The sequence below is a fragment of the Enterobacter quasihormaechei genome, from assembly GCF_004331385.1.
GTDB classification, from domain to species: Bacteria; Pseudomonadota; Gammaproteobacteria; order Enterobacterales; family Enterobacteriaceae; genus Enterobacter; species Enterobacter quasihormaechei.
Genome location: NZ_SJON01000004.1, coordinates 202,454 through 218,034, shown reverse-complemented (window position 1 = coordinate 218,034; position 15,581 = coordinate 202,454). Strand labels below are relative to the sequence as shown.

15 protein-coding genes and 1 riboswitch are annotated in these 15,581 nt (G+C 56.2%); of the genes, 9 read left to right on the top strand and 6 right to left on the bottom strand.

Going from position 1 to position 15,581, the window contains the following annotated elements:
* Positions 1-211 precede the first annotated feature (211 nt).
* On the bottom strand, positions 212-1,156 hold the full coding sequence (leuO, locus tag E0L16_RS07895) for a transcriptional regulator LeuO (protein WP_063867450.1): 945 nt from the start codon (positions 1,154-1,156) through the stop codon (positions 212-214).
* 627 nt (positions 1,157-1,783) lie between these two features.
* Here leuO and leuL point away from each other — a divergent pair.
* From leuL to leuD, 5 genes are all read left to right on the top strand, one after another.
* Positions 1,784-1,870 carry a leu operon leader peptide gene (gene leuL / locus E0L16_RS22325; protein ID WP_057979999.1) on the top strand — a complete coding sequence of 29 codons (87 nt, stop codon included), beginning with the start codon at positions 1,784-1,786 and terminating at the stop codon, positions 1,868-1,870.
* Between the two features lie 91 nt (positions 1,871-1,961).
* Complete coding sequence (gene leuA / locus E0L16_RS07885; protein WP_131636668.1) at positions 1,962-3,533, top strand: 2-isopropylmalate synthase; 1,572 nt, start codon at positions 1,962-1,964, stop codon at positions 3,531-3,533.
* Positions 3,533-4,624, top strand: coding sequence for a 3-isopropylmalate dehydrogenase (leuB, locus tag E0L16_RS07880; protein ID WP_063450669.1), 1,092 nt, complete (start codon positions 3,533-3,535; stop codon positions 4,622-4,624). Before leuA ends, leuB begins: the two co-directional genes overlap by 1 nt.
* Positions 4,625-4,626: 2 nt before the next feature.
* Positions 4,627-6,027, top strand: coding sequence for a 3-isopropylmalate dehydratase large subunit (leuC, locus tag E0L16_RS07875; RefSeq protein ID WP_131636667.1), 1,401 nt, complete (start codon positions 4,627-4,629; stop codon positions 6,025-6,027).
* A gap of 10 nt (positions 6,028-6,037) precedes the next feature.
* On the top strand, positions 6,038-6,643 hold the full coding sequence (leuD, locus tag E0L16_RS07870) for a 3-isopropylmalate dehydratase small subunit (protein WP_045141617.1): 606 nt from the start codon (positions 6,038-6,040) through the stop codon (positions 6,641-6,643).
* 93 nt (positions 6,644-6,736) lie between these two features.
* On the opposite strand, the gene E0L16_RS07865 is transcribed toward leuD, so the two are convergent.
* The 3 genes from E0L16_RS07865 to sgrT all read right to left on the bottom strand — a co-directional run bounded on the left by E0L16_RS07865 (position 6,737) and on the right by sgrT (position 8,557).
* Positions 6,737-6,889: a Hok/Gef family protein gene (locus E0L16_RS07865; protein ID WP_063867447.1), complete on the bottom strand. Its 153-nt coding sequence runs from the start codon at positions 6,887-6,889 to the stop codon at positions 6,737-6,739.
* Positions 6,890-7,105: 216 nt separating this feature from the next.
* Positions 7,106-8,284: a sugar efflux transporter gene (locus E0L16_RS07860; RefSeq protein WP_131636666.1), complete on the bottom strand. Its 1,179-nt coding sequence runs from the start codon at positions 8,282-8,284 to the stop codon at positions 7,106-7,108.
* Positions 8,285-8,404: 120 nt separating this feature from the next.
* A complete protein-coding gene (gene sgrT, locus E0L16_RS07855) occupies positions 8,405-8,557 on the bottom strand; it encodes a glucose uptake inhibitor SgrT (protein WP_003856388.1) in 153 nt (50 codons plus the stop codon).
* Positions 8,558-8,645: 88 nt separating this feature from the next.
* On the opposite strand from sgrT, the gene sgrR reads away from it, so the two are divergent.
* The 4 genes from sgrR (at position 8,646) to thiQ (ending at position 13,724) form a co-directional block, all read left to right on the top strand.
* Complete coding sequence (gene sgrR / locus E0L16_RS07850; protein WP_112791992.1) at positions 8,646-10,301, top strand: HTH-type transcriptional regulator SgrR; 1,656 nt, start codon at positions 8,646-8,648, stop codon at positions 10,299-10,301.
* A gap of 36 nt (positions 10,302-10,337) precedes the next feature.
* A riboswitch (TPP riboswitch) is annotated at positions 10,338-10,438 on the top strand.
* 31 nt (positions 10,439-10,469) lie between these two features.
* Complete coding sequence (thiB, locus tag E0L16_RS07845) at positions 10,470-11,453, top strand: thiamine ABC transporter substrate binding subunit (protein WP_131636665.1); 984 nt, start codon at positions 10,470-10,472, stop codon at positions 11,451-11,453.
* Positions 11,429-13,039: a thiamine/thiamine pyrophosphate ABC transporter permease ThiP gene (thiP, locus tag E0L16_RS07840; protein ID WP_107534684.1), complete on the top strand. Its 1,611-nt coding sequence runs from the start codon at positions 11,429-11,431 to the stop codon at positions 13,037-13,039. The genes thiB and thiP overlap by 25 nt, the downstream gene beginning before the upstream one ends.
* Entirely contained in the window at positions 13,023-13,724 is a 702-nt protein-coding gene (gene thiQ, locus E0L16_RS07835) for a thiamine ABC transporter ATP-binding protein ThiQ (RefSeq protein WP_112791994.1), read from the top strand. Before thiP ends, thiQ begins: the two co-directional genes overlap by 17 nt.
* 43 nt (positions 13,725-13,767) lie before the next feature.
* Here thiQ and E0L16_RS07830 read toward each other — a convergent pair whose 3' ends face one another.
* The gene (locus E0L16_RS07830; protein WP_017383796.1) at positions 13,768-14,535 is read right to left on the bottom strand and encodes a DedA family protein; all 768 of its coding nucleotides are present in this window, start codon (positions 14,533-14,535) and stop codon (positions 13,768-13,770) included.
* Positions 14,536-14,663: 128 nt separating this feature from the next.
* Positions 14,664-15,509, bottom strand: coding sequence for an arabinose operon transcriptional regulator AraC (gene araC / locus E0L16_RS07825; protein WP_028015490.1), 846 nt, complete (start codon positions 15,507-15,509; stop codon positions 14,664-14,666).
* Positions 15,510-15,581 lie beyond the last annotated feature (72 nt).

The following is a 15,581-nucleotide window of genomic DNA, read 5'->3' as shown; positions in this document are numbered from 1 at the left end:
AATAAACAGGTGTCAGATACGAATATGGTGTATTCGTCTGGAATGCATGGAGACAATAATAATTCATCTCTTAAAAAGAGGAGGGATCAGGAAATCATCTATTTTTGAGCATGTCTGAGTGAATGAAAAAAATGAAAGCAGAACAAAATTTTGCCCACATGAAAAATCACAGAATAAACCGCACGGTGCCATGCGGTTTATTCACCCGAATTTAGCGACGACAAATAGCGATCAGCAGCTCTTCCATCCACTGATGCCCTTTATCCCGACCCGCGGCTTCATGCCATGAAAGGTAACAGGTACGGCTATTAAGCTTGAGCGGCAGAGGTAAAATTTGCAGGTCCAGCGAATCGGAGAACTCTTCAGCAAGCCAGCGCGGTGCGATGGCGACCAAATGGGTCTGAGAAACGACGTTTAATACGCTGACCATGGCCATCCCCTGATAGGCCACGCTGGCTTGTTTATCGGCAGTGTCATACCACGGCTGACTGAATGAGGCATATCGGTCAAGCGCAACAACGGCGTGCTGCTCGCTGTAAACATCGCTTTCACGCAGCGGCGAATTCATACGGGGATGTTTTTTACTGGCAACTAATACCATTTCATCTTTGAACAATGGAACGCAGGCAAATTCTGGACGGCGGAACTCTTCATAGCCCAGAACAAACTCTGTTTCCTGATAACGAAGCTGGTGTTCAGTGTTTTGATTTAATGATGATTTAAAAACGAGGTGAATATTTGGGGCGATCTGTTCAACTTTATTATATATAACAGACGTCAAATAATTGTCTAACGGACTGCAAACACAGAGATGGAAAACTCGCTCACTGCTTAAGGGTTCAAAGCCCGAACCGGGAAGCTCATTTTGAACCAGCTGTAGCGCCTGACGAATCGAACCGAATAGCTGGAATGCACGCGCCGTGGGCTGTATCCCCCGTCCATAACGTACAAATAACTCGTCGTTAAACATCACCTTAAGTCTGGCTACGGCATTACTCACGGCAGGTTGAGACATTCCCAGAGATTGCGCTGCTCGTGTAATATTCTGCTCCTGCATCACTGCATCAAATACCGTTAACAAGTTAAGATCCACTGTGCGTAACTGAGGCTTAACCCCATCATAAGACTGTGGTTGGTTAATATTATTTTCTGGCATTTCTGACTCCACCGTCACGCTAAATTCCCTTTGCCAAAGTACAGTAATAAGTTCGAAAAATATGATTTACCATGCATATACAACAAGCGAAAGAGAATTATTTAAAATTCGGAATATATAAAGAGCCCTCGTTTCTGGCGTGGCATTACGCCGCCCAAAAACGAAGCGCTAAAAACGTTCAAATGATATCTTAAACTTTAATGCAGGCATGAAACCATAAACCAGACAAATACACAATCACCGCCCTCGTGAATAACGACTTAAGTATTATTAAACTATTAATGGCATACGCCGCGTTTTCATTAACAAACTGATATCAACATTGATCATTTACTCACCCGCAACTCATTCACGTCACTTATAAATCAAGAAGATGAAACAGATTTCTTTTCACAGCATGTCGGTAAAAATACTGTGTTCAATTGCTACCAATTATATTCAAATTATTCCAGAGATGAATCTTCAGTCCAATAATAGACAATAAAGTCGGTTAGCCATGCCAAAACCAGCACAATTAGCTAACGTACTTACCCTGTACTGAATAGCCGTTTTGCCTGTGAGGGGTTGACATGCGTCAGCGTATCCAGTACCACTAAAAGCATAACGCATTCACCTGGAGCACGATTCATGATTCGCACCCTTCGTTTCACCGGTCTACTACTACTAAACGCATCCACTGTGCGCGGTAGACTGGCGGGCGAAATTCAGCGTTGAATCGTCTTCAGTAAAACTAAAAACCCGCGCCACTGCGCGGGTTTTTTTATGCTCGTAGCAAGGCGCCCTAAGACTGACAAGGACCTAACCCATGAGCCAGCAAGTCGTTATTTTCGATACTACTTTACGTGACGGTGAACAGGCGTTACAGGCGAGCCTGAGTGTTAAAGAGAAACTGCAAATTGCGCTGGCCCTGGAACGCATGGGTGTAGACGTAATGGAGGTCGGTTTTCCTGTCTCGTCGCCGGGTGATTTTGAGTCAGTGCAGACCATCGCCCGCACCATCAAAAACAGCCGCGTGTGCGGTCTGGCGCGCTGCGTTGAGAAAGATATCGATGTGGCCGCGGAATCCCTGAAAGTTGCAGAAGCCTTCCGTATCCATACGTTCATTGCCACCTCACCTATGCACATTGCGACCAAGTTGCGCAGTACGCTGGATGACGTGATCGAACGCGCGGTTTACATGGTCAAACGCGCGCGCAACTACACTGATGACGTTGAATTTTCCTGTGAAGATGCTGGCCGCACGCCGATTGACGATCTGGCCCGCGTGGTGGAAGCCGCCATCAATGCCGGTGCCAGAACCATCAACATCCCGGACACCGTCGGCTACACCATGCCGTTTGAGTTCGCCAACATTATTACCGGCCTGTACGACCGCGTGCCAAATATTGATAAAGCCATCATCTCCGTGCACACCCACGATGATTTGGGCCTGGCGGTGGGTAATGCCATCGCCGCCGTCCACGCCGGTGCGCGTCAGGTTGAAGGCGCAATGAACGGCATTGGGGAACGTGCCGGCAACTGCTCGCTGGAAGAAGTGATCATGGCGATCAAGGTGCGCAAAGACATTATGAACGTGCATACCCGCATTAATCACAACGAAATCTGGCGCACCAGCCAGACCGTGAGCCAGATTTGCAACATGCCGATCCCGGCCAACAAGGCGATTGTTGGAACCGGCGCGTTCGCCCACTCCTCCGGTATTCACCAGGACGGCGTGCTGAAGAACCGTGAAAACTACGAAATCATGACCCCGGAATCCATCGGTCTGAACCAGGTCCAGCTGAACCTGACCTCACGCTCTGGCCGCGCGGCGGTGAAACACCGTATGGAAGAGATGGGCTATCAGGACAGCGATTACAACATGGATCAGCTGTACGACGCCTTCCTGAAGCTGGCCGACAAGAAAGGCCAGGTATTCGATTACGACCTGGAAGCGCTGGCATTCATCAACAAACAGCAGGAAGAGCCAGAGCATTTCCGTCTGGACTACTTCAACGTGCAGTCAGGCTCAAGCGATATCGCTACCGCCTCCGTCAAGCTGGCCTGCGGCGAGAAAATTAAAGCGGAAGCCGCCAACGGTAACGGCCCTGTGGATGCCATTTACCAGGCGATTAACCGCGTTACCGAGTACGACGTAGAGCTGGTGAAATACGACCTGACGGCGAAAGGGCACGGCAAAGACGCCCTGGGTCAGGTTGATATCGTCGTCAACTACAACGGTCGCCGCTTCCACGGTGTGGGTCTGGCGACAGATATTGTCGAATCCTCCGCAAAAGCGATGGTGCATGTCCTGAACAACATCTGGCGCGCCGCTGAAGTCGAAAAAGAGTTGCAACGCAAAGCTCAGAATAAAGAGAACAACAAGGAAACCGTGTGATGTCGAAGAATTACCATATTGCCGTGTTGCCGGGTGACGGTATTGGCCCGGAAGTGATGGCACAGGCGCTGAAAGTACTGGAAGCCGTTCGCTCGCGTTTTGCGATGAAAATTACCACCAGCCACTACGATGTGGGCGGTATTGCGATTGATAACCACGGTACGCCGCTGCCAAATGCAACGGTGGAAGGCTGTGAAAATGCCGATGCCGTGCTGTTTGGCTCCGTAGGCGGCCCGAAGTGGGAACACCTGCCGCCGGCCGGGCAGCCTGAGCGCGGCGCGCTGCTGCCGCTGCGTAAACATTTCAAGCTGTTCAGCAACCTGCGTCCGGCGAAGCTGTACCCGGGGCTGGAAGAGTTTTGCCCGCTGCGCGCGGATATCGCGGCCAACGGTTTCGACATCCTGTGCGTGCGTGAGCTGACCGGCGGCATCTACTTCGGTCAGCCAAAAGGCCGCGAAGGCAGCGGTCAGCATGAAAAAGCGTTTGACACCGAGGTCTATCACCGTTTTGAAATTGAACGTATCGCCCATATCGCCTTTGAGTCGGCGCGCAAACGCCGCCGCAAGGTGACCTCCATTGATAAAGCGAACGTACTCCAGTCGTCTATTTTGTGGCGCGAAATCGTCAGCGAAGTGGCTAAGCAGTACCCGGACGTTGAGCTGTCGCACATGTACATCGACAACGCGACGATGCAGCTGATTAAGGACCCGTCACAGTTTGACGTCCTGCTGTGTTCCAACCTGTTCGGCGATATTCTCTCGGACGAATGCGCAATGATTACCGGCTCGATGGGCATGCTGCCCTCTGCCAGCCTGAACGAAGAAGGCTTTGGCCTGTACGAGCCGGCGGGCGGTTCCGCGCCGGATATCGCCGGCAAAAACATTGCGAACCCGATTGCGCAAATTCTTTCGCTGGCCCTGCTGCTGCGCTACAGCCTGGATGCAGGCGATGCAGCAACCGCAATTGAAAACGCCATTAACCGCGCGTTAGAAGAAGGCGTCCGTACCGGTGATTTAGCACGCGGCACGGCGGCAGTCAGTACCGATGAAATGGGCGACATCATTGCCCGCTATGTCGCTGAAGGGGTGTAATCATGGCTAAAACGTTATATGAGAAGTTGTTTGATGCGCACGTTGTCCACGAGGCGCCAGACGAAACCCCGCTGCTGTACATTGACCGCCATCTGGTGCACGAAGTGACCTCCCCTCAGGCCTTCGACGGACTGCGTGCGCACAAGCGCCCGGTGCGTCAGCCGGGTAAAACCTTCGCCACGATGGATCACAACGTCTCCACCCAGACCAAAGACATTAATGCTTCCGGCGAGATGGCGCGCATCCAGATGCAGGAGCTGATCAAGAACTGCAACGAATTTGGCGTGGAGCTGTACGATCTGAACCACCCGTATCAGGGGATCGTCCACGTGATGGGACCTGAGCAGGGTATTACGCTGCCGGGCATGACCATCGTCTGCGGCGACTCCCATACCGCGACGCACGGCGCGTTTGGCGCGCTGGCGTTCGGGATTGGCACCTCTGAAGTTGAACACGTTCTGGCGACACAGACCCTGAAACAGGGACGCGCCAAAACCATGAAGATTGAGGTGAAGGGCAAAGCCGCACCGGGTATCACCGCGAAAGATATCGTGCTGGCGATTATCGGCAAAACCGGCAGCGCAGGCGGCACCGGTCACGTGGTTGAATTTTGCGGTGACGCTATCCAGGCGCTGAGCATGGAAGGTCGTATGACCTTGTGCAATATGGCCATTGAGATGGGCGCCAAGGCAGGGCTGGTTGCACCAGACGAAACCACCTTCAACTATGTGAAAGGCCGTCTGCATGCCCCGAAAGCACAGGATTTTGACGACGCGGTCGCGTACTGGAAAACCCTGCAAACGGATGAGGGGGCAGTTTTTGATACCGTGGTGACGTTGCAGGCGGAAGAGATCGCCCCCCAGGTCACCTGGGGCACCAACCCGGGCCAGGTCATCTCCGTCAACGACAGCATCCCTGACCCGGCTTCCTTCGCCGATCCGGTCGAACGCGCCAGTGCGGAAAAAGCGCTGGCCTATATGGGGCTGAAACCCGGCGTACCGCTGACTGACGTGAGCATTGATAAGGTGTTCATCGGCTCCTGCACCAACTCCCGTATCGAAGATTTACGCGCGGCGGCAGAGATTGCTAAAGGCCGCAAAGTGGCGCCCGGCGTGCAGGCGCTGGTTGTGCCGGGTTCCGGTCCGGTGAAAGCCCAGGCGGAAGCGGAAGGTCTGGATAAGATCTTTATCGACGCGGGCTTCGAGTGGCGCCTGCCGGGCTGCTCCATGTGTCTGGCGATGAACAACGACCGCCTGAATCCGGGCGAGCGTTGCGCATCCACCAGCAACCGTAACTTTGAAGGCCGTCAGGGCCGGGGTGGACGCACCCACCTGGTCAGTCCGGCAATGGCCGCCGCCGCGGCAGTTACTGGTCATTTCGCCGATATTCGCAGCCTGAAATAAGGAGACAATCATGGCAGAGAAATTTACCCAACATACGGGCCGTGTTGTCCCGCTGGACGCCGCGAACGTTGATACGGATGCGATCATTCCTAAGCAGTTTTTGCAGAAAGTGACGCGCACGGGCTTTGGCGCGCACCTGTTCAACGACTGGCGTTTCCTCGATGACAAAGGCGAAGTGCCCAACCCGGAGTTCGTCCTGAACTTTCCGGAATACAAAGGCGCGTCGATTCTGCTGGCGCGGGAAAACTTTGGCTGCGGATCGTCGCGTGAACACGCGCCCTGGGCGCTGACCGACTACGGCTTTAAGGTGGTTATCGCCCCGAGCTTTGCGGATATCTTCTACGGCAACAGCTTCAACAACCAGCTGCTGCCGGTGACGCTGAGCGACGAGCAGGTCGATGAGCTGTTTGCGCTGGTGCAGGCGAATCCGGGGATTTCGTTTGAGGTGGATCTGGAAGCGGAAGTGGTGAAAGCCGGGGATAAAACCTACAGCTTCAGCATTGACGCGTTCCGTCGCCACTGCATGCTGAACGGTCTGGACAGCATTGGCCTGACGCTGCAACACGAAGAGGCTATCTCCGCCTACGAGAAAAAACAGCCTGCGTTTATGGGGTAGAAGCAATGGCCCGCAGGGCGCGGGCCATTGATAAGGGTGCGTTGAGGCGTAACCACTTTTGAGTGGCGGGGAAACCTCTCCCCGCCCATACCGCTAACGTTTTGCTTCGTAAGCCAACACTGCCGCCAGCTCTGTTTTCTCCTGTCTGAAATGCAGTTCGCACAGCGAGTCGCGCACCATCCAGGTGAAGATCAACAGCGTCGAACAAATCAGAAACAAACCTAACAGCAGAGTACGTTTTGGCATTCCAGCCTCCTTATTGCTTTTCGGCAATGAAGAGACTAACCTCGCAATGATCGTTGTGAAGTTGGTCTCCCCATCAGTTTTTTGATGTGGGACTCTCCACTGTTTGCCTCTTGCGAAAGCCTGAGGCAAACAGCCTCAAGCACCCGTCACGCACTCTATGCGCCTTCTTTGTATCTGTCAGAAAATCGTTTCATTTCGTGAAGCCGCCTTCCAAAATCAAACGTCTTTAACCCGGCACGTCAACACCAGCGTGACAATCGAAATCGCCGCAATCACCCAATACACGGATGCATGGCCATAGCTTTGCGCCAGCGCCCCCTGAATCACCCCTGCCAGAATTACGCCCGTTGAGATACTGTTGGTAAACAGCGTGGTCGCCGAGCCAGCGCGTCCAGGCATGAGATCCTGGAACCAGAGCATGCCTATCCCGGCGACAATCCCGATAAACACGGCATTAAACAGTTGCAGCGCCAGCAGCGCGTTGTGCGAGTGGAAGAAGATCAGCCCGATATAGAACATCACCCCGGCGGCAACCGCCATTACCATCATTTTGCGTTTTCCGAAGCGCTTGACGTAATATCCCGCCAGAATCATTGCCGGAATTTCCAGTCCGGCAGCGGTACCCATTAAGATCCCCGCAAGCTTGTCCGGCAGCCCCAGATCGCTGCTGATCCACAGCGGCATGTCGATGATGTACATGGTGTTACAGGTCCACATCAGCGTGGAGGCGATAAACAACATGCGGACGTTTTTATCCTGCCAGCCGCTTACCTGCGTGATGGGCTTGTCCGACGCCTGCTCCACGCGCGCCACCGACGGCAGCGCAAAGGCAATCAGCGCCAGGCTGATGGCAAAAATCCCCGCGGCGATGGAGAACATGGCGGTGAAACCGTAGTTCAGCGCCAGCATGAACGCCAGCGGAGGGCCGATGACCCACGCGAGAGAGAGCTGGGCACGCATCACCGAGCTGAACATCACCACTTCCCGCGCCGAGTTATCGGCGTACTCCCGGGCCAGAGCGAACAGCTGCGGCATGGCGGTGTTTGCCAGAGAAGCCAGCAGCACGCCGCAGGTGATGAGAGTCAGGTAATGGCGGTTGAAGGCAAACAGCAGCGCGTTGCCCACGGCCATGGCGCAGCAAAAGAGGATCAGTTTGCGGCGATCGCCCTGGCTGTCGGATCGTTTCGCCAGCCACAGGCTGACGAGGATCCCGGCAATGGCGTTGACGGTATAGAACAGCCCCACCCAAAACGGCTGCGCCCCCACCTCACGGCTGAGAAACAGGCTCAGCGTCGGTGCCTGTAGCGCACCGGCCACGCCCATCATGAAGGCCACCAGCATAAAAGCGGCGTACACGCCGTTCAGGCGTCGCCCCATCGTCATCAACCAGAGCATGCGCAAGTCCTTGTGAAAGCGAATCGAATTTGGGTGAAATAGTAAACGAAAAAAGCCAGCAAAAACATTTTGCTGGCGGGTGATTAGCACCAATACTCAGTCACACATGATCGAGGCGAGTTAGCGAGAAGAGGTCGGTTTCGTAACGTCCCACTGCATCAGATCTTCCAGGATTCTCAGCCGCTGCTCTGCGCACTGGCGGGCCAGCCAGGACACTCCCTTTGTCGCTGAAAAATAGTGCTGATAAAACTGACGTGCGGTAGACCTCTTCATAATTTACCTCCTCGCTTCATCGGGAAGAATTATTGGCCTAATATAGGGATAAATAAATTGCTGGTTTTTTGTCAGGAGTTCCCCTTTTATGCCTTCCGGTCGTCTGCAACAACAATTCATCCGCCTGTGGCAGTGCTGCGAGGGGCAGTCGCAGGAGACTACGCTGAACGAACTGGCCGAGCTGCTTAACTGCTCCCGGCGTCATATGCGCACCCTCCTCAACACCATGCAGCAGCACGGCTGGCTCAGCTGGGAAGCGGAGGCGGGACGCGGCAAGCGCTCGCGCCTGACGTTCCTTTATACCGGCCTGGCGTTGCAGCAGCAGCGGGCGGAGGATTTGCTGGAGCAGGACCGCATCGATCAGCTGGTCCAGCTGGTGGGCGACAAAGCCGCCGTGCGCCAGATGCTGGTCTCGCACCTGGGACGCAGCTTTCGCCAGGGACGCCACATTCTGCGGGTGCTTTACTACCGCCCAATGAAAAATCTGCTGCCTGGTACGGCGCTGCGTCGCTCTGAAACCCACATGGCCCGGCAGATATTCAGCGGCCTGACGAAAATAAATGAGGAAAACGGGGAACTGGAAGCGGATATCGCCCACCACTGGCAACAACTTTCCCCGCTGCACTGGCGCTTCTTTTTACGCCCGGGCATTCATTTCCACCATGGACGCGAGCTGGAGATGCGTGACGTCATCGCTTCTTTAGAGCGCGCCCGCACGCTGCCGCTCTATTCGCATATCACGCGGATCCACTCCCCAACGGCCTGGACGCTGGATATTGAGCTATCGCAGCCGGACAACTGGCTTCCGTGGCTTCTGGGCTACGTGCCCTCAATGATCCTGCCTGCCGAGTGGCGATCCCTGAACAATTTTTCCAGCCAGCCGATTGGTACAGGTCCCTACTCCGTTACGCGCAATAACAGCAATCAGCTGAAGATCCGCGCCTTTGATGACTATTTTGGCTATCGGGCGCTGATCGACGAAGTGAACGTCTGGGTGTTACCGGACCTCAACGAAGAGCTGAGCGCAGGCCTCACCCTGGAAGGACCAACAACCAGCGAAAAGGCGTTCGAGAGTCGCCTTGAAGAGGGCTGCTACTATCTGCTTTTTGACAGCCGCAGCCATCGCGGGGCGAATCACGACGTCCGCAAGTGGATCAGCCATATTCTGGCCCCCGCTAACCTGATTTATCACGCTGAAGAGCAATACCAGACCTGGTGGTTCCCGGCCTATGGCCTGCTTCCGCGCTGGCACCATGCACAGCCGGCCCGCAGCGAGAAACCTGCCGGACTGGAGACCATCACCCTCAGCTACTATCGCGATCACATTGAGCACCGGTTTATCGCGAGGATCATGAGTAAGCTGCTGGCAGCCGAGGGGGTGACGCTGGCGATACAGGAAGTGGATTATGATGAATGGCACCGTGGGGATGTGGTCAGCGATATCTGGCTCAACAGCGCGAACTTCACGCTGCCGCTGGATTTCTCGCTCTTTTCACACCTGTATGAAGTGCCTCTTATTCAGCACTGCATCAGCCGGGACTGGCAGCAGGACGCCGCAAGGTGGCGGGCAGGAGAGATGGATCTGGCCGCCTGGTGCCAGGAGCTGCTGGCCGGGCAGGCGATCGTACCGTTAATTCACCACTGGCTGCTGATCCAGGGGCAGCGCAGCATGCGCGGCCTGCGGATGAACACCCTGGGCTGGTTTGATTTTAAATCCGCGTGGTTTGCGCCGCCGGAGCCATAACGCTTTCGTAATATTCACCAAATCATTACAATAGCGCCGTTCTCAACGGGGTGCTGCATCACTGATGTGCGCTGAGATAATACCCGTCGAACCTGATCCGGATAACGCCGGCGAAGGGATTTGAGGCTGTTTCTCAAAATCCTTTGCCACTCAACCCTGAGGTGCAAAGTGTTAAAAAACGTTCTTCCTCTGCTGGCGCTGTTTGCGCTACCTGTTTTTGCTAAGCCTGTTTTGACGGTCTATACCTACGACTCCTTCTCCGCCGACTGGGGCCCCGGCCCGGTGGTGAAAAAAGCCTTTGAAGCCGACTGCAACTGCGAGCTGAAGTTCGTGGCGCTGGAAGATGGCGTGTCGCTGCTCAACCGTCTGCGTATGGAAGGCAAAAACAGCAAGGCCGACGTGGTGCTCGGGCTGGATAACAACCTGCTGGAAGCCGCCACGCAAACCAGACTGTTTGCCAAAAGCGGCGTAGCGGCAGATGCCGTCAACGTGCCGGGCGGCTGGAAAAACGACACCTTCGTTCCCTTCGATTACGGCTACTTTGCGTTCGTCTACGATAAAAACAAGCTGAAGAACCCGCCGAAGAGCCTGAAAGAGCTGGTCGAAAGCGACCAGAAATGGCGCGTGATTTATGAAGATCCGCGCACCAGTACGCCGGGTCTGGGCCTGCTGCTGTGGATGCAGAAAGTCTACGGCGACAAAACGCCGGAGGCGTGGCAGAAGCTGGCTGCGAAAACCGTTACGGTCACGAAAGGCTGGAGCGAAGCCTATGGCCTGTTCCTGAAAGGCGAAAGCGATCTGGTGCTGAGCTACACCACCTCTCCGGCCTACCACATTATTGCCGAGAAGAAAGATAACTATGCCGCCGCGAACTTTGCCGAAGGGCATTATCTCCAGGTGGAAGTGGCGGCGCGGACCGCTGCCAGCAAGCAGCCAGAACTGGCCGAAAAATTCCTGAAATTTATGGTCTCCCCGGCATTCCAGAACGCCATTCCGACGGGCAACTGGATGTACCCGGTCACCGACGCGGCGCTGCCGGCAGGCTTTGAGAAGCTGGACAAACCGCAGACCGCGCTGGAATTTACGCCGCAGCAGGTTGCCGCTCAGCGCGCCGCATGGATAAGTGAATGGCAACGCGCCGTCAGCCGCTGATCCCCGGCTGGTTAGTGCCCGGACTGATTGCCGCCATACTGATGGTGGTCGTCAGTCTGGGCGCGTTTCTCGCGCTGTGGTTTAACGCGCCAGAGAGCGATCTGCTCGCGCTCTGGCACGATAGCTATCTCTGGCACGTCATCCGTTTCTCCTTCTGGCAGGCATTTCTCTCCGCGCTGCTGTCAGTCATCCCGGCCATTTTCCTTGCGCGTGCCCTCTATCGCAGACGTTTCCCCGGCAGGCTGGCCCTGCTGCGCCTGTGCGCCATGACGCTGATCCTGCCCGTACTGGTGGCGGTGTTCGGGATTCTGAGCGTATACGGTCGCCAGGGCTGGCTGGCATCTCTCTTCAACCTGCTTGGTCTGGAATGGACCTTCTCCCCTTACGGCCTGAAGGGCATTCTGCTGGCGCATATTTTTTTCAATATGCCGATGGCGACGCGCCTCTTTTTACAGGCGCTGGAGAACATTCCCGGCGAGCAGCGCCAGATTGCCGCCCAGCTCGGCATGCGCGGCTGGTCGTTCTTCCGTTTTGTCGAATGGCCGTGGCTGCGACGCCAGATCGCCCCGGTTGCCGCGCTGATCTTTATGCTCTGCTTCGCCAGCTTTGCCACCGTCCTTTCGCTCGGCGGCGGCCCGCAGGCCACCACCATTGAGCTGGCGATCTATCAGGCGTTAAGCTACGACTACGATCCGGGGCGCGCCGCGCTGCTGGCGATCGTGCAGATGGTGTGCTGCCTGGCGCTGGTGTTACTCAGCCAGCGGCTGAGCAAAGCGATCCCCGCAGGAAGCAATACCCTTTCCGGCTGGCGCGATCCGCAGGACAGCCTGCACAGCCGCATCGCGGACGTGATGCTGATCGCGCTGGCGCTCCTGCTTCTGCTGCCGCCACTGCTGGCCGTGATCGCCGATGGCCTCAACAGGAATGTGGTGTCGGTACTGCAACAGCCAGTCCTGTGGCAGGCCACGTGGACCTCGTTGCGCATCGCGCTGGCAGCCGGGCTCCTGTGCGTGATCCTGACCATGATGCTGCTCTGGAGCAGCCGCGAGCTGTACGCGCGCCATGCCCGCAAAGCCGGACACGCGCTGGAGCTGACGGGTATGCTGATCCTGGCGATGCCGGGCATCGTGCTGGCGACCGGCTTCTTTTTACTGTTTAACAGCACCATCGGCCTGCCGGAAAGCGCCGACGGCATCGTCATTTTTACCAACGCCTTAATGGCCATCCCGTATGCGCTGAAGGTGCTGGAAAACCCGATGCGGGATGTTAACAGCCGGTACAGCGCCCTGTGCCAGTCCCTTGGCATTATGGGCTGGCGGCGGCTGAAAGTGGTCGAGCTGCGCGCCCTGAAACGGCCGCTCGCCCAGGCGATGGCCTTCGCCTGCGTGCTGTCGATTGGGGATTTTGGCGTGGTGGCCCTCTTTGGCAACGAGGATTTTCGCACGCTGCCGTTCTGGCTTTATCAGCAAATTGGCTCCTACCGCAGCCAGGACGGTGCCGTCACGGCGCTGCTCCTGCTGCTGCTGTGCTTTGCCTTATTTACCGTTATCGAAAAACTTCCGGGGCGTGATGTTAAAACTGACTGATGTAACCTGGCTTTACGAGCACCTGCCCATGCGTTTTACTCTCTCCGTTCGTCAGGGAGAGCGAATTGCGGTGCTTGGCCCAAGCGGGGCCGGAAAAAGTACCCTGCTCAATTTGATTGCCGGTTTTTTACAGCCTGCCAGCGGGTCGATAGTCATTGATAATGGCGAGTATACCTACGCTCCGCCGGCTAAGCGCCCGGTGTCGATGCTGTTTCAGGAAAACAATCTGTTTAATCACCTTACGGTGTGGCAGAACATCGCGCTGGGAATCGATCCGGGGTTAAAGCTCAACGCTGCGCAGCGTCAGAAGCTGGCGGCGATTGCCGAACAAATGGGCCTGTCCGCGTTGATTACCAGACTGCCCGGCGAGCTTTCCGGCGGCCAGCGTCAGCGCGTGGCGCTGGCGCGTTGTCTGGTGCGCGAACAGCCGCTGCTGCTGCTTGACGAACCCTTCTCGGCCCTTGATCCGGCCCTGCGACAGGAGATGCTATCGCTGGTTGAGGAGGTTTGCCAGCGCCAGCAGATCACGATGCTGATGGTTTCGCACAGCATTGAAGATGCCGCACGCATCGCGCCGCGATCGGTAGTGATCGCGGAGGGGCGGATTTTGTGGGATGGAGAAACAGAAGAACTTCTGAGTGGTAACGCGGGGGCATCTTCATTGTTGGGCATTCGTGCGGTCTGATGCCCTCACCCTGGCCCTCTCCCACGGGGAGAGGGAAAACACCTTAACGGCTCACTACCTTCAACAGGATCTCGCCGTACACCGGCATCAGCGGGTGACGAATCAGCGCGACCAGCGCCACCACCGCCACGCCCAGCGTCAGCGGGGCCAGCCAGAGCAGGCGCGTGCGCGGGAGATAGCGCGTCAGGCGATCGACGCTGGCTTTCGCGCTGCGCCATAGCCGCCAGCAGAGCCAGACCGCCAGCCACAGCAGCACCGCCGTTCCCAGCAGCAGCCATTTGAACTCACCGCTTTGCATACCGTCAGGGATATCAATGGCCGCGCCTGCCAGAATACCCGGCAGGAAGTAGAACGGCGGCCAGAAGACGCAGCCAATGATGTTCGGCACCACGAATTTCGCGACGGGCAGGTCCAGCATCCCGGCAACCATCGGCACCAGGGGACGCGTTGGGCCAACGAAGCGCCCCACGAGGATGGTGAACATGCTGTGCTGATGCAGCGCATGCTCGGTTTTATCCAGCAGCGCTTTGTTCTTTTTCATGAACGACCAGCGGTGCAGCGGCTTCTTAAAGCGCCAGCCCAGCCAGAAGGAGATCCAGTCCCCCAGCAAACAGCCGATAATCCCGGCCATCCACGCCTGCCAGAAATTGACCTCACCGCTGCCGATAAGCGCCCCAAGCCCCGCCATCATCACGGTGCCGGGCAGGATCAGCCCGACCAGCGCCAGCGATTCCAGAAACGCCACCAGCGCCACGGCGATGAGCGAATACATAACGGACTGGGTAATAAAATGTTCCAGCAATGCCTGCATAACTATTCCGGTCAGAAAACGAATCAGCGATTCTGCTTAGCGCCCTGCACCGCGTCAAGGCAACAATTGTCTGAATAGTTTACAGGGTGCTTTCTGAGTTCACCTGTATGTTTAGCTTTTTTTACCGATTATTCACATCCCGCGCGAAATTCACTGGGGCTGGCGCCGGTGCACTTCTTAAACACGCGAGAGAAATAGAGCTGATCTTCAAAGCCCACGTTACGTCCGACGGTGGCGATAGGCATTCGGGTGGTGCTGAGCAGCAGTTTCGCCTGGCTGATGCGCTGATCCTCACGCCAGCTGAGCACGCTCACGCCAAGCTGCTGGCGGAACAGGTGTGACAGGCGAGACGGCGAAAGACAGACGTGCTGGGCAACGCTGGCGATATCAAACTGGCTGTCGGCCAGATGGTCGCTGATGTACTGGCAGGCATCACGGACGCGGTTATCCAGCGGCGGGTTAAGCGATTCGTTGATCGCCTCCATGCGGCGCAGCAGCACCTGCTCAAGCAGGTTGATCGCCAGCAGCTCGGCATAGCGCCCGCCCGCCTGCCCCGCCTCAATAATTTGTGCGAACAGTTCACGAAACTGCGCCAGATGCGCCTCATCCGGACGATAAAAACCGGTTTGCGCGAAAATAGCCGGCCATGAGAGCCACTCCTGCCAGTAGGCGCGCGGGCGGAAATAGACCCACTGGTGATACCACTCTTTGGCATCCGGGTGGCGCCCGTAGTGGTGGATCTCCCCCGGCGGGAACAGCAGCATATCGCCCGGGCGGCAAACAAACTGCCGATCGCCGTTTTTGATCACCCCTTCCCCGCGTACGGTCAGGTTCAGAATATACCCTTTCATGCCGAGCGGTCGGTCGACGTAAAAATCGAGATACCCCTCGGCCTCAATTGGCGTCAGCCCCGCCACCAGATGGGCGTTAAATGAGTATCCCGGCAGCAGGGGATCGTTTTGCGGTTCGGCCATAGATTCAGTTCTCCAAAGGGTCCTGAAGGAAACCATTTGTCCATATCGTTAAAAGCAGTATAAAAATGGCCT